Here is a 22,579-nt window from a genome sequence, read left to right on the forward strand (position 1 = left end):
CTGACCGGCCAGCCGTCCAGGGAGGACGCCATGACCCGCACCATCCCGCTGCCGAGCGGTTTCGCCCAGCCCTTCGCCGACGCCGTGACCGGGGACGCCCCGGACTTCGAGGGCCTGCGCGCCGTCGCCGACGCGCTGGTGCCGTTCGGCAACCACGCCGGCATCACGATCACCGAGATCGGCCCGGACCGGGCCGTCGCCGAGATCCCCGACCAGCCCCACCTGACCAACCACATGGCGACGGTGCACGCCGGAGCGCTGTTCCTGGCCGCCGACATCGCCGGGGCCTCGGCGTTCGTCGGGGCCGCGGCCGACGTCCTGTCCCGGATCGACCTGCTCGTGCTGCGGGACGCGCGCTCGACGTTCCGCAGGCCGGCGATCGGCCGGGTCCGGGCGGTCGCCACCGTCGACGACCGGGACATGGCCCGCGTCCGGGCCACCGACGCGGGCGGCCGGGTCGAGGTCGACGGACGGGCGCACCTCTACGACGATGCCGACGTCCTCGTCGCGAAGTTCACCTTCGACTACGTCTGCACCGTGCTCGCCCTCTCCACGACCGCCCCGCCGTCGAACGCCCCGACACCGATCGCTGGGAGCTGACCGTGTCCGCGAGTCCCCCCATCAAGCGCCCTTCGGCGTTCTCGCTGCTGGAGCAGGTGCCGGTCACCGCGGCCGACGGTACGACCTTCGTGGTCCGGGTGCTGCCGAACGACGACCCGGCCGTACCGGTGGCGCTGGTGCTGCCGGCGATGGCGCTCAAGGCCAAGTTCTACCTGCCGCTGCTCACGGCGCTGCGGGCCGCGGGGCTGTCCGCGGCCGCCTGCGACCTGCGCGGGCAGGGGGAGAGTGCGCCGCTGCTGGGCGACGGCCCCGACTTCGGCTACAAGGAGCTGATCGAGACCGACCTGCCGGCAGTGGTCGCGGCGGTGCGGGAGCGGTTCCCGCAGGCCCCGCTGTTCCTGTTCGGGCACAGTCTCGGCGGTCAGCTCGCGCTGCTGTTCGCGGCGGCGAACCCGGACGCGGTGGACGGCGTCGCCGTGATCGGGACCGGCACGGTCTTCTGGCGGGCGTTCGGGCCCCGGCGCTGGTTCGAGGCGTTGTGGTCGATCCAGTGGATCGGGCTGGTCGCGGCCGTCCGCGGCTCGTGGCCCGGTGGCGTCCTCATCCCGGGCGCGATGGCGGGCGGGGTGATGACCGACTGGGCGCGGCACTCGCGGACCAGCCGCTACCGCTTCCGGGGCCGCAGTCTCGACTACGACGCGGCGCTGCGGGCGCTCACCGCCCCGGTGCTGACGATCGCGCTCGACCGCGACCTGCTGGGACCCAAGTCGAACGTCGACTTCCTGGGCCGCCGGATGCCGGCGGCGCGGCTGACGGCCTGGGACGTGGACGAGGACTCCGGCGTGGTGCACCGCGACCACTTCGAGTGGGTCAAGGACAGCGCGGTGCTGGCCCCCGCGGTGGCCCACTGGGTCCGCACCGGATCCCTCCCGAGCTAGCCGATCCCTCCCGGGCTGGCCGATCCCTCCCGGGCTGGCCGAGCCTCCCGGGCTAGCAGAGCCGGTAGCCGGCCGAGGCGTGGGCCACGACCTCGTCCCGTTCGTCGCGGATCTCCGCGGCGGCGGCGACGAGGTCGTCGGGCGTCACCGCGATGCGGGCGACGCAGTACAGGCGGCTGCCGTGCGCGGCGCGCCCGTCGCGGACCAGGTGGATGCCGTCGGCCCGGGCGGGGGTCCCGAACGTGGACGCGACGAGCGTGCGCATCGCCTCGTCGCACACCGCCCTGAGGACCGCTACGCAGAGCGGGTCCCGGAGGGCGGCGTGCAGGGTGAAGTCCACCCAGATCCCGGCGTCGACGTCGGTGAACCTCGGCCCCAGCCGGGCCATGTCGAGGGTCGCGGCGGACGCGAGCCGGTCGAGCGGATCGGGCGCAGCGGGCTGCCACCGGGCGGCTCGGCGCAGGGTCTCCGGGGTCGGTTCGCGCACGCATGCTCCCGCTCGTCGTCGGGTCTCAGGTCGTCCGGGTGACCTTCGCCGCCCGTGCCGGCGCGATCAACGTGTGCATGGTGATGCCGATCGCCCGATCGGCATCACCTACCGCCGGTCGGTCCCGTCCGTCCGGTTCTCGGCCAACGGCCATGCGGTCGTCCCGAAGCGTGCAGTCGAGGTTCACCCGACCGAGTGGAGCGTCGACGACAGTAGGGCGGGCCGGGGGTCGGCAGCGGAGGGACAGAATGGAATTCAGGCATCTCGTGTCGTTCCTGGCCATCTCGGAGGAGCTGCACTTCGGCCGGGCCGCCGCGCGGCTGCACCTCACCCAACCGTCGCTGAGCCAACAGCTCAAGCGCCTCGAACGGACCCTCGGGGTGCAGCTCGTGGCCCGCAGCTCGCACGACGTGCGGCTGACCCCGGCCGGCCGGGCGTTCGAACCGGAGGCGCGCGCGATCGTCGCGCAGATGGCGAAGGCGACGAACTCGGTGCGAGAGCTGGCGGCCGGGCGCACCGGCACCGTCAACGTCGGCTACAACTTCCCCGCGGGCCAGCACATCCTGCCCGCGACGCTGGCTCGGATGCACGCCGACCTGCCGGACGTCTCCGTCGCGCTGGCGGAGCGGCGCACCGGGCCGCAGCTCGCCGCGCTCGCCGAGGGGGCCATCGACGTCGCGCTGGTGTACGGACGCCCGGTGCACCCCGAGCTCCGGTACCGCAGGCTGCTGCAGGTGCCGATGGTGGCGGTGGTGGGGGCCGGGCACCGGTGGGCCGGGCGGCCCGGGGTGCCGTTCGCGGAGCTGGCCCGCCAGCCCTGCATCATGTTCGCCAGGGACCAGAGCCCCGGGATGTACGACGTGATCCACTCCGCCGCGGAGAAGTCCGGCGTCGCCATGAACGTCACGCACGTCGTCGACGATCCCGGTGCGACGGCGATCCTGGTGTCGGTCAAGTCGCTCATCGGGTTCGCCTCCGCGTCGCGCGCGATGTACGTCGGCTCGTTCGTCGGCGGGGTCCGGCCCATTCCCGTGCAGCTCTACGACCCGGTGCCGAACGTGGACCTCTACGCGGTGTGGCGCCCGGACATCACGGCGCTCGGGGAGGCGTTCCTCGACCGGATGGAGGCCGCCGGGCCGTTCCAGAGCCCGTCGCTGGGTTTGGTGGACTCCCACTCCGGGCGATAGGGAAAACGAACCGGCCGGTTACCGGAAGCGCGTTGCCGACCTGACCGCGATACCCGAGCATGGGTGGACGTGAACAGAATCGCGAATTCGGGAACGGGACAGACACTGGCGGCCGACTGCGGCCTGTACTCCGTTCTGGCGGAGTGGGCGCGCACAGATCCGGACCGACCCGTGATCAGCCGGAAGGGTGCGGACGGCTGGCAGGACGTCAGCTGTGCGGAGCTCGCCGCGCACGTCGACGCCGTCGCCGGGGTCCTGCTCGACCGGGGCGTGCGGCACGGCGACCGGGTGGCGGTGCTCGGCACCACCCGCTACGAGTGGGCGGTGGCCGACCTCGCCGTGCTCAGCATCGGCGCGGTCACCGTGCCGATCTACCCGACCGCGTCGGAGCACCAGGTCCGGCACGTGCTCGGCGATTCCGGGGCCACCTGGTCGGTGGCCGAGGACGCGGCTTACGGCGACCGGCTCCGGGCGGCGGGCGCGGGCGAGGTGTGGTCCTTCGCCGAGATCGACGCCTGGCGCGACGTCCCGGCGGACATCGACCGGATCCGGGAGCCGGTCCGGGCCGACGACCTGGCCACGATCGTCTACACCAGCGGTACCACCGGCCTGCCGAAGGGCTGCATGCTCACCCACGCCAACATGTACGCGTCGTCGGCGAACACGGTGCGCCAGACCGACTGGCTGTTCCGCCGTGCCTCGCCGGACGACTCCGCCCCGGCGGCCACGCTGCTCTCGCTGCCGCTGTCGCACGTGTTCGGTCGCACGATCCTGCTCTCCTGCCTGATCGCGGGCACCCGGACGGGCCTGGTCGCGGGCGTGCCGGAGATGCTGGGGGAGCTGCCGGGGTTCCGTCCGACGTTCCTCGCGCTCGTCCCCTACGCGCTGGAGAAGATCCGCAAGCGGGCCCGGTCGGTCCTGGCGGACGACGCCGAGGCGGCCGCGGTCGCCACGGGACTGGGCGCCACGGGACCGGGCGGAGGGGACGATCGGCGGGCCGACCCCTCGCACCAGCGGGTCCGGGACCTGCTCGGCGGCCGGCTGGGGTACGTGATCTGCGGCGGTGCCTCGCTGGACGACACCACATGGGGCTTCTACGCCGGCGTGGGGATCGAGATCCTGAACTGCTACGGCCTGACCGAGGCGGCCACGGCGGTGACCGTGAACGCGCCGGCGACCAACCGCTTCGGCACGGTCGGCCGGCCGATCCCCGGCACGACCGTGGCCATCGCCGACGACGGTGAGGTGCTGGTGAGCGGCGACAACGTGTCCCCCGGCTACTGGCCCGCCGCCCGCGCGCAGGCCGGGACCTGGCTGCACACCGGCGATCTCGGGGAGCTCGACGACGACGGCTTCCTGCGCATCACCGGGCGCAGCAAGGAGATCCTGGTGACCAGCGGCGGGAAGAACGTGGCCCCGACACCGTTGGAGGACCGGATCCGGCTGCACCCGCTGGTGAGCAACTGCATGCTCCTCGGTGACGGGCGGTCGCACGTCACCGCGCTGGTCACCCTCGACGCCGCCGCGGCGGCGGGCTGGGCGGCGGAGCGGGGTCTCGGGCCGGTCGACGAGCACCTGTGCCGGGACCCGGCGCTGCTGGCCGAGATCGGCACCGCGGTGGACGCGGCCAACGCGCTGGTCTCGCGCGCCGAGTCGGTCCGCCGGTTCCGGGTGGTCGCCCGGGACTTCACGGTCGACGCCGGGCACCTCACGCCGTCGATGAAACTGCGCCGCGCGGCGATCGCGGAAGCCTACGCGGCGGATGTCGCGGCGTTGTACGGAAACGAGATTTCAGTCGCGTGAATAGTCGGAGAACGGGCGCTGTGACGGTCTCGCGCTGATTGCCGGGGGCTTTCGCGCCATAGCGCTGCGCGGTGCCGCATTGCGTATCCGTGGAATAGCGACAGGATCTAATCATCGGCCAGATGAGGGAGCTGAAGTACATGTATGACGTCATTGTGGTGGGTGCCCGCTGTGCCGGTTCGCCGGTGGCGATGCTGCTGGCCCGACGGGGTCACCGCGTGCTGCTCGTGGACCGTTCGACGTTCCCGAGCGACACGCCCTCGACCCACTACATCCACCAGGCGGGCCTGGCCCGGCTGCAGGACTGGGGTCTGCTCGACCGGGTCGTCGGTACCGGCGTGCCCGCGATCCGGCACCTCAACTTCACCTACACCGGCATCGAGATCGCCGGGTTCGCCGACCCGATCGAGGGCGTCGACGCGGTGTACTGCCCGCGGCGCACCGTGCTGGACTCCCTGCTGGTCGACGCGGCGCGCGAGGCCGGGGTCGACGTCATCGAGGACTTCACGATGGCCGACGTGGTCTTCGCCGAGGGCCGGGCCATCGGCATCCGCGGCCGCCAGCGCGGCGGGCCGGAGCTGGAGTTCCGCAGCGCGTTCGTGGTGGGCGCCGACGGCGCCGGCTCGACGGTGGCCGACAAGGTGGGCGCCGACTTCTACGTGCGCCGTCCCGCCGGCTGCTTCATCTACTACTCCTACTTCAGCGGCCTGTCGCACTGGGGCATGCACCACCGCACCGGTTTCGGCGAGCAGCAGATCGGCACCTGGCCGACCAACGGCGGGGTCAACCTGCTCGCCGTGATGCGCAAGCGGGACCGGTTCGCCGACTTCCGCGCCGACGTCGACGGCTCGTTCCAGGAGATCTTCGACCAGATCGACCCGGCGCTCGGCGAGGAGCTGCGCGACAGCGGCGTCCGCGAGGAGCCGTTCCGGCCGATGCGCTACCCGGACAACTTCTACCGCCGCTCGCACGGCCCGGGCTGGGCGCTGGTCGGCGACGCCGGCTACCACAAGGACCCGTTCACCGGCTGGGGCATCACCGACGCCTTCAAGTACGGCGAACTGCTCGCCGAGCGGCTGCACGAGGGCCTGTCCGGCGCGCGCCCCGTCGACGACGCGGTCGCCGAGTACGCGAAGGAGCGCGACGAGGCCAGCGCCGGCACCTTCGAGCTGACCTGCAGCATCTCCGAGCTGCAGCTCACGCCGTTCTACGACGCGGTGTTCAGCGCGGCCTCGCACAGCGAGGAGTACACGAAGAAGTTCTTCGGCCTGATCGCGGGCGGGATCCCGGGCGAGCAGTTCTTCGGGCGGGACAGCCTCGAGCGCCTCTACGACGAGGTGGACGTCCCGGCCGACCGGCGGGTGTTCGCCGGCTGAGGACCGACACCCAGACACCCCGACACCCCGACATCCGACGACCGGAAGGACGGCCATGCCCCCCACCAGGCTCACAGTGCTCGGCGACAGCTTCGTGGAGGGGCGTGGCGACCCGGCCCCGGAGGGCGGCTACCGCGGCTGGGTGCCGCGGCTGGCCGACCTCCTCGGGCTGCCCGCGGGATCGGTGCGCAACCTCGGCGCCCACGGGGCGACCACCCAGGACGTGCTCGACCACCAGATCGGCCGGGCGCTGGTGGGTAAGCCACCGCTGATCGGCGTCGTCGTCGGGGTCAACGACCTCGTCAGCGACTACGACCCCGCCCGGTTCCGCGCCAACCTGAACGAGATCTTCTCCGTGCTGTGCGGGATGGACACCGTCGTGTTCACCGCCGACTACCCCGACATCCCCTCCAACCTCCCCGTCCCGGAGGGGTTCCGCCGGCTGATGCAGGGCCGGTTCGCCGAGGCCAACGCGGCGATGCGCGCGGCCGCCGCGTCGACCGGGGCCCTGTGCCTGGACCTCGCGGGCGCCCCCGAGTGGCGGCCCGGGCCCGCGTGGTCCTCCGACGGCCTGCACCCGAGCCCCGAGGGGCACCAGCGGTTCGCCGCGTCCATGGCCGAGCTCGTCGCCCGTGACACGGGCCTCGTCGCCGCCTGAGTCCTGCTGTGCGAACCGACACGACCGAATCGAGAGGACGACCGTGAGCAACGAGCTGTCGGAACGCCGGCTGGCCCGCAACCTGATCGCCGTCGTGGGCATGTCGGGGCTGTTCCCCATGGCCCACGACCACCGCGAGTACTGGCAGAACATCGTGGACGGCGTGGACTGCACGTCCGAGGTCCCCGCGTCGCGCTGGAGCCTCGAGGACTACCACGACGCCGACCCGTCGGCACCGGACAAGACGTACTCGAGGCGCGGGGCCTTCCTGCCCGACGTCGAGTTCGACCCCGTGGAGTTCGGGCTGCCCCCCAACCAGCTCGAGGTCACCAGCACGATGCAGACGCTGAGCCTGGGTGTGGCTCGGGACCTGTTGCGCGACGCCGGCGCCGACGGCGACTGGTACGACCCGAGCCGCACCGGCGTCGTGCTGGGCACGACCGGGCCGGTGCCGCTGATGCACCCGCTCGCCGCGCGCCTGTCCACGCCGGTGCTCAAGGAGGCCGTCCGCAGCTGCGGGCTGTCCGCGGCCGACGCCGACGCGATCGCGGCCAAGTACGTGCAGGCCTTCGCGCCGTGGGAGGAGAACTCGTTCCCCGGGCTGCTCGCGAACGTGGTGGCCGGCCGGATCGCGAACCGGCTGGGGCTGGGCGGGATGAACGCCACGGTCGACGCCGCGTGTGCCGCCTCGCTCGCCGCCATCCGCACGGCGGTGGCCGAACTGGTCGACGGCCGGGCCGACACCATGATCACCGGCGGCGTCGACACCGAGAACTCGATCTTCATCTACCTGTGCTTCAGCAAGGTCGGCGCACTGTCGCCCGGCGGGGTGATCCGCCCGTTCGACGAGGGCGCCGACGGCACCCTGCTCGGCGAGGGCATCGGCATGCTCGCGCTGCGCAGGCTCGCCGACGCCGAGCGCGACGGGAACCGGATCTACGCCGTCATCCGCGGGATCGGATCGTCGAGCGACGGCCGGGCGAAGAGCATCTACGCGCCGCGCGCCGAGGGCCAGCGGCTGGCGCTGGACCGGGCCTACGCCGACGCCGAGTGCTCGCCCGCGTCGGTCGAGCTGTTCGAGGCGCACGCCACCGGCACCGCGGTCGGCGACCGGACCGAGCTCACCGCGCTGGGTGAGCTGCTGTCCGCCGCGTCGGACGAGCCGAGGTTCGCCGCTCTGGGCAGCGTGAAGTCCCAGATCGGGCACACCAAGGGCGCCGCGGGCACCGCCAGCCTGATCAAGCTGGCGCTGGGCCTGCACCACCGGATGCTGCCGCCGACGATCAACGTGGAGCGGGCGAACTCCGCGATCGGGCCGGACGCGCCGTTCTACGTCAACGGGACCACCCGGCCGTGGATCCTCGACCCGCACCGCCCGGTGCGCCGCGCCGCCGCGTCCGCGATGGGCTTCGGCGGCACCAACTTCCACGTGGTGCTCGAGGAGCACGTGCCGTCCCGCGACCGGATGCGGGTCCAGCACCGCACCGCCCGCGCGCACCTGTGGCACGCCCCCGACCCGGACACGCTGTTGGCGGCGCTTCGGGCGGGGGAGCCGTCGGTCGACGGTGTGGAGATTCCCGAGCAGCACGCCCGGATCGGGTTCGTCGCCGCGGACGACGGTTCCGCTCTCCGGGAGCTCGCGATCGAGCAGCTCGCCGCGCAGCCCGACGCCGACGCGTTCTCGCACCCGCGGGGTGTCCACTACCGGCGTCGCGCGCAGCCCGGCCTGAAGGTGGGCGCGTTGTTCGCCGGGCAGGGCAGCCAGTACCTGGACATGGGGGCGCAGGCGGCGCTGAACAATCCGGTCGTCGCGGCCGCGCTCGATGAGGCGAACGCCTCCTTCGACGGGGCGGGCACCCGCCTCGCGCAGGTGATGTACCCGCCGCCGGTGTTCGACGCCGGGGTGCGCCAGGGCCAGGAGGCCGCGCTGCGCCGCACCGAGCACGCGCAGCCCGCGATCGGCGCGCTGGCCGTCGGCCAGTTCCGGTTCCTGCGCGAGCTCGGCCTGCGCTGCGACGCCCACCTGGGCCACAGCTTCGGCGAGCTGACCGCGCTCTGGGCCGCGCAGGCGCTGCCGGACAGCGACTTCTTCACCCTCGCGCGGGCCCGCGGGCTCGCGATGGCCCCGGAGGCCGACACCCCCGACGCGGGCACGATGGCGGCGATCACGGCGTCCCGCGACGAGGTCGAGGAGCTGCTGGCCGGGTTCCCCGACGTGGTTCTGTGCAACCACAACGCGCCCGACCAGGTCGTCGTCGGCGGTGGCAGCGGTGCGGTCGCCGAGGTCGTGGAGGCCTGCGCCGCCCGCGGGTTCGACGCGCGTCTGCTGCCGGTGGCCGCGGCGTTCCACACGCCGTACGTCGCACACGCCGCCGAGGCCTTCGCGGCGGCCGTGGCCACCGTCCGGATCGGAGAACCGGCGGCTCCCGTGCACGCCAACTCGCCGGACGCCGGCTACGGCGCCGACCCCGACGCCAACGCCCGGACCCTGGTCCAGCAGCTCGCGCGCCCCGTCGAGTTCGTCGCCGGGTTGCACGCGATGCGCGACGCGGGAATCACGGTGTTCGTCGAGTTCGGGCCCAAGCAGGTGCTCACCTCGTTGGTCCGCCGCACGCTCGGCGACGACGTCGAGGCGTTCGCCACCGACGGCGGACCGCTCGGGGACAGCGACGTCGCGCTGAAGGCGGCGGCCGTCCGGCTCGCCGTGCTCGGCGTCCCGATCACCGCGGTCAACCGGTACGACGCTCCACCGCCCGCGCCCGCTCGCACCGGCGGGATGGCGGTGACGCTGTCGGCCCCGGAGTACGTCCCGGAGCAGCGCCGGACCGCCTACCGCGACGCGCTCGCCGACGGCTACCGCGTGGCGGGACCGGCGCCCGAGACGGCGGGGCTCGCCGTGGCGGGGACGAACGGGGCGCAGGGCAACGGGGCGCAGGGCAACGGGGCGCAGGGCAACGGGGCGCAGGGCAACGGGGCGCAGGGCAACGGGGCGCACGGCGCCCCTGTGGTGGTCCACGGCTCGGAGGTCCTCGCGACGCGCGGTACGGGCCCGATCGCGTCCCGACCCGCAGTCCTGCCCACGGCAGCCGCGGCGAGCAGGCCCGCGGTCGACGTCACCGGGGCCGCCCTGCTCCGGCACGTCGACGTGCACGCGGACTACCTGGAGGGCCAGCTGCGGATCGCCGAGCAGCTCGCCGCCACCGTGCGGGACGGGGCAGGCGATCCGGCCGTCGCGGACATGGTGCAGGCGGTGGTCGAGCACAGTGCCGGGATCGGGCAGGCCCACATCCGGGCCAACGAGATCCTGGCGTCACTCACCGGACTCGAACTCGGCAGCCCGCTGCCGACTCCGGCTCCGGCGGTGGCTCCGGCGCGGCAGGTGGCCGAACCGGCCGCCGACGTCGACGCTGAACTGCGGGCACTGGTGGCCGCGCCGCCCGTCCCGGCCACCGCGCCCGTCCCGACCACCGCGCCGACCACCGCGCCGACCACCGCGCCCGTCCCGGCCACCGCGCTCGCTGCCGAGCCGGTCGCGGTCGCGCCTGCGCCTGCGGCCGCGCCGGATCTGTTGGGTGTGTTGCGGGGGGTGGTGGCGGAGAAGACGGGTTATCCGGTGGAGATGGTGGATCCGGGGATGGATCTGGAGGCGGATCTGGGGGTCGACTCGATCAAGCGGGTGCAGGTGCTGGGTGCGGTGCAGGAGCTGTTCCCGGAGCTGCCGGAGATCGGTCCGGAGCAGTTGTCGGAGCTGCGCACCCTCGACCAGATCGCGACGTTCCTCGGTGCGGCGGCCCCGCAGGCGGCTGCGGCCCCCGTCGCTCCCGTGGCTCCCGCCACTGCCGAGCCAGTCGCGCCTGCGGCTGCGCCGGATCTGTTGGGTGTGTTGCGGGGGGTGGTGGCGGAGAAGACGGGTTATCCGGTGGAGATGGTGGATCCGGGGATGGATCTGGAGGCGGATCTGGGGGTCGACTCGATCAAGCGGGTGCAGGTGCTGGGCGCGGTGCAGGAGCTGTTCCCGGAGCTGCCGGAGATCGGTCCGGAGCAGTTGTCGGAGCTGCGCACCCTCGACCAGATCGCGTCCTTCCTCGGAGGGGCCGGTGGTGTCGGCCCAAAAGCACCTGAGGCCGGGGCGACCGCGCCCCGGCACCGGGTCGGGCTGGTCCGCCTGCCCCGTATCGACCTGATCGAGGACCCCTACGCCGACGAGCCCGTCGCCCTGCTGGTCGACGGCGGGGGCCCTGACGGTGGGGGCCCGGACGGGGACGCCGTCGCGTCCGCGCTGGAGGCGAGCGGCTGGACCGTGCGACGGGCCCCCGGCCCGGACCTCAGCGGTCCCGCCGACCTCGTGCTCCATCTCCTCGACGGACCCGACGTGGTGGACGCGCTGGCCGGTGCCGTCGCGACCGCGGGTCCGGCGGTGGGCGCGCTGACCACGGCCGGCACCCGCGCGGCGTACGTGACGGTGACCCGCCTCGACGGTGAGCTGGGCCTGTCCGGGCGCTGCGACCCGGAACGGGCGCTGCTCGGCGGCGTCGGCGGCCTGGTCAAGACCCTGGCCGCGGAAGACCCCGCGGTCTTCGCGCGGTCGGTCGACGTCGACCCCGCCCTGGCTCCTGACGAGTTCGCCGCGGCGCTGCTCGCGGAGCTGCACGACGCCGCGACCGACACCCTGGAGGTCGGGATCGGTGCCGGTGGGCAGCGGTGCACGGTGGTTCCCGGCCGTCACCGCCCGGCCACCGAGCGGTCCGTGGTCGACCCGTCGGCGCCGCCGCCGACGACCACGCTGGGTGCCGACGACCTGCTCGTGGTCACCGGTGGCGCGCGCGGTGTCACGGCGCTGTGCGTGCGCGCGCTGGCCGAGCACAGCGCGGCCGCGTTCCTGCTGCTGGGCCGCACCGCGCTCGCCGACGAGCCTGCCTGGGCCGCGGGAGTGCCGGACGGCGAGCTCAAGCCCGCCGTCATCGACGGCCTGCGCGCCGACGGCGGGCGGCCCACACCCCGCGACGTCGACCGGGCGCTGGGGGAGCTGCGGGCCGGGCGCGAGATCCGGTCCACCCTGGCGGCGCTGGGCTCGCGGGCCCGCTACCTGGCGGTCGACGTCACCGACGCCGACGCCGTGCGGTCGGCCCTGGCCGCGGACCGGGACCGGGTCACCGGCGTCGTCCACGGCGCCGGGGTGCTGGCCGACGCGCTGCTGCCGGACAAGACCCCCGAGCAGGTGCGGCGCGTGTTCGCCCCGAAGCTGGGCGGGCTCGCGGCCGTCCTCGGGGCGCTGGACGGCGCGCCGCTGCGGCACCTGGTGCTGTTCACCTCGGTGGCCGGGCTGCTCGGCAACTCCGGGCAGGCCGACTACGCCGTGGCCAACGAGGCGTTGTGCCGGTTCGCCGCGAGCCACCGGGCCCGCCACCCCGAGCAGCACGTCACCGCGATCGACTGGGGGGCGTGGGACGGCGGCATGGTCACCGACGCGCTCCGCGAGCTGTTCAGCGCCCGCGGGATCCCGCTGCTCGACCCCTCGGCCGGCGCCAGGGCGTTCGTCGAGCAGTTCACGGCCGAGCGGGTGGCCGAGATCTGCGTGCTGATCGGGGCGGACACCTCGCTGGCCGCCCCCCGGCGGGTGCCGCCCCCGGCGTTCACGGCCGCCCGTGACCTCGCGGGCCTGGTCGACGACCCGGTGATCCAGGCCCACCGGATCGGGGCCCACCCGGTGCTGCCCGCGACGTTCGGCCTCGGCTGGCTGGTCGCCGTCGTCGAGCGGGCCCATCCCGGGCTGACGGTCGTCGAGGTCGGCGACTTCCAGGTGCACAAGGGCATCGTGTTCGACGGACCCGTCCCGGAGCGGCTGCGCGTGCAGGTCGACGCCGCGTCCGTCGACGGGACGGGGGTTCGGGTCCGGGCCGCGGTGCGCTCCGGCGACCCGCACGGGCTCGCGCCGTCGCACTACGCCGCCACGCTGCGGCTCGCGCCGGCACCCGCCGAGCCGCCCCGCTCGACGGCCCATGAGGTGGGGGAAGGGCCGGAGGACGCCCTGGAGATCTACAGATCGGCCGTGCAGTTCCATGGGCCCGCGTTGCAGGGGATGCGGCGCATCCTGGCCGCGGACCCATCCGACGACGGGCGGCTGGTGGTGCAGTGCCGCCTCGCGGACTCGGCGGTCGCCGACGGCGCGTTCCACGGCCGGCTCTACAGCCCGGTACTCGCCGACGTCCTGCTGCAGGGCCCGCCGGTGCTGGGACACCGCCTGCTCGGCGCCCCGTGCCTGCCGCTGGGCATCGACCGCGTCGACCTGTACGCGCCGCTGCCCGACGACGAGCCGTTCGTGCTCGTGCTCGACGGCGTCGAGCGGCGCCCGACCGGCGTCACCGTCACGGCGACCGCGTGCACCCCGGACGGGGCCGTGCTGCAGCGGTTCACCGGGGTCACCGTCGTCTCCACCCCGGACCTGGCGGACCGCTTCAACGAGGCGGTCCGGCACCGAAGCGAAGGAGCACGATGACCAGCGTCCTGGAGTTCGTCGGCGAGCCGTTCGATGCGGCCGCCTGGACCGCCGCACCCCCACCGGAGGTCGCCGCACCCCCCGCCGCACCCCCCGCCGCCTCGCCGCTCCCGGCGCCGCAGCGGGACGGGCCGGGGCCGACCGCGCTCACCACGCTGTGGGAATCGGTGGCACAGGCGCACCGCAGCGCGCTGCGGGCGCAGGAGGCCCTGCAACGGCGCATGGTGACGGCCCGGCCGGGGGTGGGCGCGGCGGAGCCGCCCGCACCGCCCGCGGTCCGGACCGCGCCGGAGGGCGCGTTCAAGCCACTGGCCCGCACCACGGTGACCGCACTCGACACCGCCGCACTGGCCCGGCTCGCGGCCGGTGACGTCGCCGGGGTGTTCGGCTCCGCCTACGACCAGGACGGCGCCAACCCCGCCCTGCGGTTCGCCGGGGGAGACCGGCCGGTGCTGAACGCGGTGGGGCGGATCGAGCTGCGCGGCGGGGCGGCAGGCGCGGGGCGGGTGCTGGCCGCGGCGGAAGGCGACGCGGTCGCCGCGGCCGTGCAGGCCACGCAGGTGTTCGCGCTGTTCACGGGCCTGCACCTGTGCCTGGCCGACGCGGAGTTCGTCGTCACCGCGCCGCCGTCCGACGGTGCGCGGATCGCCGGAACGGTCGATCTGGAGGTGACGGCCGTCGATCTCGTACCCCGGCCCGGGCTGACGGCCCGGGCCACCGTCGACGGTGTCGGGGCGTTCGAGGTGTCCGTGGAGGTCCGGGAACGGCCGGGCACGCCGGCCGGCCCGGGCGCCGGCGGCCGGGGTCCGTGGCTCGGCCGGCTCAGCGCAGCGGGTGAGCGGACGCTGCTCAGCGAGCTGCACATGGCCCACCTCGCCCGCGGCGACCAGGGCCTGGCGATGGGCCCGGAGTTCGCGACCAACACCGGTCGCAAGGCGACCCGGCTACCGACCGGCGGCCTGCTGCTGGTCGACCGGGTCGTCCACGTCGACGGCGAGCGGGGCCGCCTCGACAGCGCCCGCTACGAGACGGAGTACGACTCGCCGGCCGACTCCTGGTACTACGCCGACACGGCGAACGCGTCGATGCCGCACTGCGTCTACATGGAGACCTCCCTGCAGGCCGCCCTGCTGATCGGCTACTACCTGGGCCCGACACTGGCCGCGCCGGACGCCACGGTCAGCCTGCGCAACCTCGGCGGCACCGCCACGGTGCTGCGCGAGGTCGACCTGCGTGACGCGACGATCCGGCAGAGCTCCGAGCTGCTGTCCACCACGCCGCTGCCCGGATCGATGCTGCAGGAGTTCCGGTACTCCCTGGCCGTGGACGGCGAGCCGTTCTACCGGGGCGAGACGATGTTCGGCTACTTCGGCGACGCCGCGCTGGCCAACCAGACCGGCCTCGACAGCGGCCGGACGCTGCCGACGTGGCTCGACGCGCAGGAGGTGCGTCCGCGGACCCGCAGGCTCGACCTCACCGCGCGCCGCGCCGACCCCGCCGCGTCGCGCTGCTCCCGCGGGAAGCTGGCCCTGCTCGACGAGATCGAGGTGGTCGACGGCGGCGGGCGGCACGGCGCGGGGTACCTGCACGCCGTGCGCGCGATCGACCCCGCGGACTGGTTCTTCGCCCGCCACTTCCACCTCGACCCGGTGATCCCCGGCTCGCTCGGGGTGGAGTCGGTGATCCAGGCGATGCAGGAGTGGCTGCTCGACTCCGGGCACGCCGACCACCTGCGGGACCCGCAGTTCGTCGTCCCGGTAGGCGAGCCGTTCGCGTGGAAGTACCGCGGCCAGTTCCTGCCCGTCGACGCGACCTCCACGCTGGAGGTGCACCTGCGTGACGTCGTCGCCACGCCCGGCCGGGTCCGGGTGAGCGCCGACGCCAGCATGTGGAAGCCCGGCCTGCGAATCTACGAGCTCACCGGTGTCGCGGTCGAGCTGCGGGAAGCGGGTGCGCCGTGACCGAGCTCGCGAGGTCACCGTTCGGCGCGGCGCCCGAGCTCGCCGAGGCGGTCGCCCGCGACGCCGCCGCCGTCCGCGCCGCCCTGCTGTGCCTGGACCGGCCGCTGTTCGTGGTGCGCGACGGCGCCGGGATCGGCGTGTGCACCGACGACCGGGCGGCGCGGGCCGCCGGCCAGGTCCTCGCCGCGCTCGCCCCGCTGCGGCCCGACGCGCTCGGGGACGACGGGTTCCGCGCGGCGCACGGCGTCCGCGAGGCCTACATGACCGGGGCCATGGCCAACGGGATCGCCTCGGCCCGCCTGGTGGTGGCGCTGGCCCGCTCGGGGAGGCTGGGGTCCTTCGGCGCCGCGGGCCTGCTGCCCGATCGCATCGACGCCGAGCTGGCCACGATCCGCCGCGACGCGCCCGGGCTGCCGTTCGCGTGCAACCTCATCCACAGCCCCAGCGAGCCCGCGCTGGAACGGGCCACCGTCGAGGCGTGCCTGCGCCACGAGGTGCGCTGCGTCGAGGCGTCGGCGTTCCTCGACCTGACCCCGCAGGTCGTCCGCTATCGGCTGGCCGGGCTCGCCCGCGCCGGCGACGGCGCGGTGCAGGCCCGCAACCGGATCATCGCGAAGGTGTCGCGGGTCGAGGTCGCCGAGCTGTTCCTGCGGCCCGCGCCGGAGCGGATCGTCCGCGCACTGCTGGAGGCGGGGGCCGTCACCGCGGAGCAGGCCGAGCTGGCCCGCGCGGTCCCGATGGCCGACGACATCACCGCAGAGGCCGACTCCGGCGGCCACACCGACCGGCGCTCGCTGGTGGTGCTGGTGCCCGAGCTGCTCGCGCTGCGCGACCGGATCGGGCGCGAGTGGATGCCCGCCCGCCGGGTCCGGATCGGGGCGGCCGGTGGCATCGGCACGCCGGCCGCGGTGGCGGCGGCGTTCGCGCTGGGCGCGGCGTACGTCGTCACCGGGTCGATCAACCAGGCCTCCGTGGAGGCCGACCAGTCCGCGGCCACCAAGGACCTGCTAGCGGGCGCCGGCCCGGCCGACGTCGACATGGCGCCCTCGGCCGACATGTTCGAGATGGGCGTCGAGGTGCAGGTCCTGCGCCGCGGCACACTGTTCGCGGGCCGGGCGAAGAAGCTGTACGAGACCTACCGGGCCCACGACGGCATCGACGCGATCCCGGTGGCCGAGCGGGCCGAGCTCGAGCAACGGGTGTTCCGCCGCCCGCTCGACGAGGTGTGGCAGGACTGCGTGGCGTTCTTCACCGCCCGCGACCCCGCCCAGATCGCCCGCGCGCAGGACAGCCCCAAGCGGCGGATGGCGCTGATCTTCCGCTGGTACCTGGGCCTGTCATCGGGATGGAGCATCGCGGGCGCACCCGACCGCGTCGCCGACTACCAGGTCTGGTGCGGGCCCGCGATGGGCGCCTTCAACTCCTGGGTGAGCGGCACCCACCTTGCCCCGCCCGCGAACCGGTGCGCCGCGGAGCTGGCCGGGCACCTGATGCGCGGAGCCGCGTTCACCGCGCGCGCCGGTCAGTTGCGCCTGGCCGGCGTCCGGCTGCCCACCGAGTGCACGACCTACCTGCCCGACCCCTATCTGGAGGACTCGTGACGACCACGGAATGGCTGGTCTGCGACGGCTGCGCCGCGATGATCTACGGCAGGCGGTTCGCCCGAGCCGGGCGGATCTGCCCGGAGTGCGGCTGGCACGCCCCGCTGACCGCGCCGCAGCGGCTGGCGAGCCTGCTCGACCCCGGTTCGGTGCGGACGCTCGAACTGGTCGTCGCCGACGCCGACCTGCCCGAGTTCACCGACCTGCGGCCCTACTCCGACCGGCTCCGCGACGCCCGCGCCCGCACCGGGCTGGCCGAGGCCGTGGTCTGTGCCCGCGGCCGGATCGACGACAACCCGGTCGTCGTCGCCGCGATGGACTTCCGGTTCCTGGGCGGCAGCCTCGGGACGGCCGTCGGCGAGGCGGTGACCCGGGCCGCGGAGATCGCGCTGCGGGAGCGCACCCCGCTGCTGATCGTCACGGCATCGGGTGGGGCCCGCATGCAGGAGGGAATCCTGTCGCTGATGCAGATGGCCAAGACGAGCCAGGCGCTCGGCCAGCTCGACGAGGCCGGCGTCCTCACGGTCTCGCTGATCACCGATCCCACCTACGGCGGGGTGGCGGCGTCGTTCGCCACCTCGACCGACGTGATCATCGCCGAACCCCGGGCCCGGCTCGGGTTCGCCGGGCGCCGGGTCATCGAGCAGACGATCCGCGAGACCCTGCCGGCCGGGTTCCAGACCGCGGAGTTCCTGCTCGAACACGGTGTGATCGACATGATCCGGTCGCGGGCGGAGCTGCGGGCGACGCTGGCCCGGCTGCTCTCGGTGGCGAGCAGGCGCCCCGTCTCCGACGACCGGGCCCCTGCCCCGCAACCCGCGGGCCCCGCCCTGATCACCGACGCCGACCGGCTGCCCGAGCGGGACCCCTGGCTGTGCGTGCGGGCCGCGCGCCGGCTCGGCAGGCCCACGACGCTGGACCACGTCGCGATGCTGGTCGACGGGTTCGACGAGCTGCACGGCGACCGCAGCTCGGCTGACTGCCCGGCGCTGGTCGCCGGCCTCGGCCGGTTCGAGGGGGTCCCGGTGGTGGTGATCGGGACCCAGAAGGGACACGACGGCGCCGAGCTGGCCGCCCGCAACTACGGCATGCCGAGCCCGGCCGGCTACCGCAAGGCGGCCCGGGTGATGCGGCTGGCGGCGAAGCTCGGCCTGCCGGTGATCACCCTGATCGACACCGCGGGCGCCCACCCCGGCGTCGACGCCGAGCGGCACGGGCAGGCCGTCGCCATCGCGCAGAACCTCGTGCTGATGGCCGGGCTGCCGGTCCCGGTCGTGGCCGTGGTGACAGGGGAGGGCGGCAGTGGCGGCGCGCTCGCGCTGACCGTCGCCGACCGCATCCTGATGTGCGAGAACGCGGTGTACTCGGTGATCAGTGCCGAGGGCTGTGCCGCGATCCTGTGGAAGGACCCGGCCGCGGCGCCGCTCGCCGCGACCGCCCTGCGTGTCGACGCCCGGTCGCTGCTGCGGCTCGGGATCGTCGACGGCGTGGTGCCCGAGCCGGGCGAGGGCGCCGAGACCGATCCGGTGGCGGCGTCCGAGGCGCTGCGCGCCGCGCTGGCGCAGACCCTCGGTGAGCTGCTGCCGCTGGACCAGATGACGCTCGTGACGGCCCGCCGGGCCCGGTTCCGGCGCTTCGGCTCGGACACGGCGGTGCTCGTGGACCCGGCCGCCGCCGGGCGCCCGGACCGGGTGGTGTCGCGATGACCCCGCCCGAGGACGTCGAGCGGGTGGCGGTGGTGCTGCGCGAGCAGGTGCTGATCCTGCTCGCGCAGGCGGCCCGCACGCCCTCGGCCGTGCGGATGACCGCGGGCGGGGTGACCGTCGAGGTCGACTGGGCCGCCCCGTCCCCGGCTGCCCCGTCCCCGGCCGCCCCGTCCCCGGCTGCCCCGTCCCCGGGGCCCGCGGCACCCGCCGTCGAGCCGGAACCCGACACCGTCGCCCTGTGCGCGGAGACCGTGGGGGTCTTCTACCGGGCCCCGGAGCCCGGCGCCACGCCCTTCGTCGCGGTCGGGGACGAGGTCCGGGTCGGGCAGCAGGTGGGGATCGTCGAGGCGATGAAGCTGATGATCCCCGTGGAGGCGAGGCGGGCCGGGCGGGTGGCGGACTTCCTCGTCGCCGACGGGATGGCGGTCGAGCACGGCCAGCCACTGCTCCTGCTGTACCCCTGAGACCACTGCATCCCTGAGACCACTGCATCCCTGAGACCGACGTGCGGTCGGGGCTACTTGAGCCCCGACCGCACGAACGCGTGCACGATGTGGCGCTGCAGCACCAGGTAGAGCGCGAAGATGGGCAGGCACGCCAGTCCGGCCAGAGCCATCAGCGGGCCCCAGTCGTTGCCCTCGGTGCCCATGAAGCTGCGCAGACCCAGCTGGATCACCGCGTTGCTGCGCTGCAGCACCATCGCGGGCCAGAAGTACTCGTTCCACGCGTTGATGAACAGCAGGATCGACAGCGCGGCCAGCGCGGGGCGCACATTGGGCACCACCACCGTCCACAGCGTCGTCCAGGACGAGCGGCCGTCCATCGCCGAGGCCTCCAGCAGCTCCTTGGGGAAGCTGTCGAGGTGCTGGCGCAGCAACAGCACGCCCAGCGCGGAACACAGGTTGGGCACGACGACGCCCGCGAGGGTGTTGAGCAGCCCGAGCTGCAGCAGCAGCGAGTAGTTGGGCAGCATCGTCACCTGGAACGGCACCAGCCAGGTGCCGATGAATGCGAGGTAGAGCAGCCGTTGGAACGGGAAGCGCCACGCGGCGAAGGCGTATGCGGCCAGCAGCGCGGTCAGCAGCTGGCCCAGCGCCGTCAGCAGGGCCACCGCCGTCGTGTTGACCATCAGCCCGACCACGTCGACCTTCGCCGCAGCGTCGACGACGTTGAGCAGCGACATCGGCCACGGCAGGGGGTTCTGCGAGTAGACGTCCTCCGGCCGGCGCAGCGCCGTGGCGTAGAGCCAGTAGATCGGGAAGACGCACAGCACGCCGAGCACCGCCAGCACGGCGTGCCCTCGCACGACGCGCCAGCGGGACGGGACAGGGCGATCCGGATCGGGGATGTGAACGGCGGGTGCCGGGGTCAGGGTGCCGGACGACATGGGAGCCTCCTCGGCTGTCGTGGAACGACTCAGTTGTCGTGGAAGGTCAGACGGTCCGACAGCCAGACCAGCGCGGTCGCGACGGCGCCGAACCCCACCAGCAGGACCATCCCCGCGGCGGCGCCCAGCCCGGCGTCGAAGCTGCGGAAGCTGTAGTCCCACAGCAGGTAGTAGATGTTGGTGGTCGCGTCGGCCGGGCCGCCCTGCGTCATCGTGTCGATCAGTGGGAACGTCCACTGCGCGGAGAGCAGGACCGTCATCAGTGCCAGGAACACCAGCGTCGGAGACAGCAGCGGCAGCGTGATCCGCCGGGTGATCTGCGAACGGGTGGCACCGTCGACCGCGGCCGCGTCGGCGTAGTCGCCGTTGATCCCGGCCAGCCCGGCGGAGACGATCAGCACGGCGAAGCCGAGCACGTGCCAGCCCGTGATCACGATGATGGCCAGCTGCGCGGTGGAACTGTCGTTGAGCCAGTTCGTCGACGTGCCCAGCACCCGGTTCACGACACCCGATCCGGGGTCGAGCAACCACTGCCAGACCGCGGCGCTGGCGACCGGCGCCACCAGCATCGGGGCGAACACCATGGCCTGGTAGACCACCGCCGCCCGGCCGCGGACCTCCCGCGTCAGCAGCCCCACCAGCACCGGCACGACGATCGAGAACGGCAGCAGGGCGAGGATCAGCACGACGGTCCGCCCGACCGAGTCGCCGAGGTCGGGCAGCTCGAACAGGCGCTCGTAGTTGGCCAGGCCCACCGGGACGGCGGGCGAGGTGGGCAGCAGGTTCCACGAGTAGAACGAGAGCTGGGCGGTCTGCACCAGCGGGCGGTAGGTCCAGACCACGAGCAGCACCAGCGCGGGTGCCACGTAGAGGTAGGGGACCACCGCGTGCAGGAGCCGTCGAACCCGGGCCGGTCGTGCGGTGTGCACGACCGGCCCGGGCCCGGCCGGCCCGGTGGAGGACCCGTGGCCGACGGGGGCGGTCACGGGCGGGGCCAGCTCGACGAACATGCTCAGCCGTCGCCGGGGAACAGCCCGACGGCCCGCTCCTGCGCGTCGGCGAGCGTCGTCGCCGGGTCGGCGCCCTGGTACACCGACGCCTCGACGGCCTCCATCATGCCGTCGCGGATCTGCAGGTAGGAGTTGCCGGGGAAGGAGATCCACGGCTCCATCCGGCCCAGCTGTTCGAGGTTGGGCCGGACCAGCGGGTTCTCGGCGATCCAGCCCTGCAGCCCGTCCGGGTCGTCGACCAGGCCGGTGCGCAGGGGCAGGTAGCCGATGTTGGTGGAGATCATCTCGTAGGCGTTCTCGCTGGTGAGGAACTGCATCAGCTCCCAGCCGGCCCGCTGCTTCGCGGGGTCGTCGGCGAGCAGGAACAGCGACGCACCCGAGTTGGTCGGGATGGTCGGCTGCCCGTCGAAGCTGGGCATCGGCGCGGACCGCAGGTCCCAGCCGCCCGACGCCGCGCCCTTGGTGAACGTCGCCTGGATGGCGCTGGTCTCCAGGATCATGCCCATCTCGCCCCGGGCGAACGCCTCGTAGCCCTGCTGCTGGGTGAACACCGGGGTGACGCCGGCGTCGACGAACCCACGGGCCATCTCCACGACCTCGACGACCTCCGGGTCGGCGAAGGTCGGTGCGGTGCGGTCCTCGGAGATCACCCGACCGCCGTTGGAACGGACCAGCGCCTGCAGGCACCAGTCCTTGGCCGTCTTGGTGAGGCAGTCGAGGTAGACCCCGCCCTTGCCGGTCGCGGCGGTGATGGCCTGCGCGGCAGTGCCGACCTCGGCCCACGTGGTCGGGGGCGCGGCCGGGTCGAGGCCGGCCGCCTCGAACAGGGAGGCGTTGTAGTAGAGGACCGGGGTGGAGAAGACGAACGGCACGCCGTAGGTCTGGCCCTCCCAGTCGCCGAGCACACGGGCCGTCGGGGCGTAGGGGTGCTCGGCGCCGTCGAAGTTCGCCTGCACGGCCTCGGTGCCGACGATCGTGTCCAGCGGCTTGGCGCCGAGCTGGTTGACGGTGAAGTCGAGGTCGCTGAAGCCGAGCTGCGCGACGTCGGGCGGGTTGCCCGCGGCGATCTGCGTCTGCAGGCTCGATATGGTGTCGGTGGCCGGGTTCGGGCTGTTGCCCTGCGGCCGCTGCGGGGTCACCGTGATGTTCGGGTGCTCGGCCTGGAACTGGTCGATCAGCGCGGTGAAGGTGTCGGTCCAGGCCCCGGCCTGGCCGAAGTTGTAGCTCTCGAAGATGATCGACACCTGCTGGTCGGGGGTCAGTTCGGGGACGACGGCGGTCGGTTCGGCTTGCGGGGCGGTCGCGCTGCCGCCGACCCCGCACGCCGTCGTGGCGAGGGTCAGGGCCAGCGCGACCGCGAGGCCGAGGCGATGACGGATCTTCATGGCGGGAGGTGCTCCTCGAGGTG

The 22,579-nt window shown here is 73.9% G+C and carries 15 protein-coding genes; 11 read left to right on the forward strand and 4 right to left on the reverse strand.

The window, feature by feature from the left end; all coding sequences use genetic code 11:
- Positions 1-30: 30 nt before the first annotated feature.
- Both I4I81_RS06380 and I4I81_RS06385 read left to right on the forward strand, forming a co-directional pair.
- Positions 31-600, forward strand: coding sequence for a PaaI family thioesterase (locus tag I4I81_RS06380; RefSeq protein WP_218604268.1), 570 nt, complete (start codon positions 31-33; stop codon positions 598-600).
- A 2-nt stretch (positions 601-602) separates the two neighbouring features.
- A complete protein-coding gene (locus tag I4I81_RS06385; RefSeq protein WP_226363786.1) occupies positions 603-1,499 on the forward strand; it encodes an alpha/beta hydrolase family protein in 897 nt (298 codons plus the stop codon).
- 52 nt (positions 1,500-1,551) lie between these two features.
- On the opposite strand, the gene I4I81_RS06390 is transcribed toward I4I81_RS06385, so the two are convergent.
- Positions 1,552-1,986 carry a hotdog fold domain-containing protein gene (locus I4I81_RS06390; protein ID WP_218604269.1) on the reverse strand — a complete coding sequence of 145 codons (435 nt, stop codon included), beginning with the start codon at positions 1,984-1,986 and terminating at the stop codon, positions 1,552-1,554.
- Between the two features lie 248 nt (positions 1,987-2,234).
- On the opposite strand from I4I81_RS06390, the gene I4I81_RS06395 reads away from it, so the two are divergent.
- The 9 genes from I4I81_RS06395 (at position 2,235) to I4I81_RS06435 (ending at position 19,238) form a co-directional block, all read left to right on the forward strand.
- Positions 2,235-3,173, forward strand: coding sequence for a LysR family transcriptional regulator (locus I4I81_RS06395; protein ID WP_218615882.1), 939 nt, complete (start codon positions 2,235-2,237; stop codon positions 3,171-3,173).
- A 69-nt stretch (positions 3,174-3,242) separates the two neighbouring features.
- Positions 3,243-4,976: an AMP-dependent synthetase/ligase gene (locus I4I81_RS06400; RefSeq protein ID WP_226363787.1), complete on the forward strand. Its 1,734-nt coding sequence runs from the start codon at positions 3,243-3,245 to the stop codon at positions 4,974-4,976.
- A 122-nt stretch (positions 4,977-5,098) separates the two neighbouring features.
- On the forward strand, positions 5,099-6,352 hold the full coding sequence (locus I4I81_RS06405; RefSeq protein ID WP_225924502.1) for an NAD(P)/FAD-dependent oxidoreductase: 1,254 nt from the start codon (positions 5,099-5,101) through the stop codon (positions 6,350-6,352).
- A 55-nt stretch (positions 6,353-6,407) separates the two neighbouring features.
- Positions 6,408-7,010, forward strand: a complete 603-nt coding sequence (locus I4I81_RS06410; RefSeq protein WP_218605123.1) for an SGNH/GDSL hydrolase family protein — start codon at positions 6,408-6,410, stop codon at positions 7,008-7,010.
- A gap of 43 nt (positions 7,011-7,053) precedes the next feature.
- A complete protein-coding gene (locus I4I81_RS06415; RefSeq protein WP_218615883.1) occupies positions 7,054-13,506 on the forward strand; it encodes a type I polyketide synthase in 6,453 nt (2,150 codons plus the stop codon).
- Entirely contained in the window at positions 13,503-15,467 is a 1,965-nt protein-coding gene (locus tag I4I81_RS06420; protein WP_218615884.1) for a hotdog family protein, read from the forward strand. The genes I4I81_RS06415 and I4I81_RS06420 overlap by 4 nt, the downstream gene beginning before the upstream one ends.
- Positions 15,464-17,068 (forward strand): PfaD family polyunsaturated fatty acid/polyketide biosynthesis protein, encoded by a 1,605-nt coding sequence (locus tag I4I81_RS06425; RefSeq protein WP_218605647.1) that lies wholly within the window; start codon positions 15,464-15,466, stop codon positions 17,066-17,068. Before I4I81_RS06420 ends, I4I81_RS06425 begins: the two co-directional genes overlap by 4 nt.
- Positions 17,065-18,774 carry an acetyl-CoA carboxylase, carboxyltransferase subunit beta gene (gene accD, locus I4I81_RS06430; RefSeq protein WP_226363788.1) on the forward strand — a complete coding sequence of 570 codons (1,710 nt, stop codon included), beginning with the start codon at positions 17,065-17,067 and terminating at the stop codon, positions 18,772-18,774. Before I4I81_RS06425 ends, accD begins: the two co-directional genes overlap by 4 nt.
- A complete protein-coding gene (locus I4I81_RS06435) occupies positions 18,771-19,238 on the forward strand; it encodes an acetyl-CoA carboxylase biotin carboxyl carrier protein (RefSeq protein ID WP_225924503.1) in 468 nt (155 codons plus the stop codon). The genes accD and I4I81_RS06435 overlap by 4 nt, the downstream gene beginning before the upstream one ends.
- A 53-nt stretch (positions 19,239-19,291) precedes the next feature.
- Here I4I81_RS06435 and I4I81_RS06440 read toward each other — a convergent pair whose 3' ends face one another.
- The 3 genes from I4I81_RS06440 to I4I81_RS06450 form a co-directional block, all read right to left on the reverse strand.
- A complete protein-coding gene (locus I4I81_RS06440) occupies positions 19,292-20,080 on the reverse strand; it encodes a carbohydrate ABC transporter permease (protein ID WP_226363789.1) in 789 nt (262 codons plus the stop codon).
- 110 nt (positions 20,081-20,190) lie between these two features.
- Complete coding sequence (locus I4I81_RS06445) at positions 20,191-21,171, reverse strand: carbohydrate ABC transporter permease (RefSeq protein ID WP_218602991.1); 981 nt, start codon at positions 21,169-21,171, stop codon at positions 20,191-20,193.
- A 2-nt stretch (positions 21,172-21,173) separates the two neighbouring features.
- The gene (locus I4I81_RS06450; protein WP_218602990.1) at positions 21,174-22,556 is read right to left on the reverse strand and encodes an ABC transporter substrate-binding protein; all 1,383 of its coding nucleotides are present in this window, start codon (positions 22,554-22,556) and stop codon (positions 21,174-21,176) included.
- Positions 22,557-22,579 lie beyond the last annotated feature (23 nt).

Origin of the sequence: Pseudonocardia abyssalis (assembly GCF_019263705.2) — a bacterium.
Taxonomy (GTDB): Bacteria; Actinomycetota; Actinomycetes; order Mycobacteriales; family Pseudonocardiaceae; genus Pseudonocardia; species Pseudonocardia abyssalis.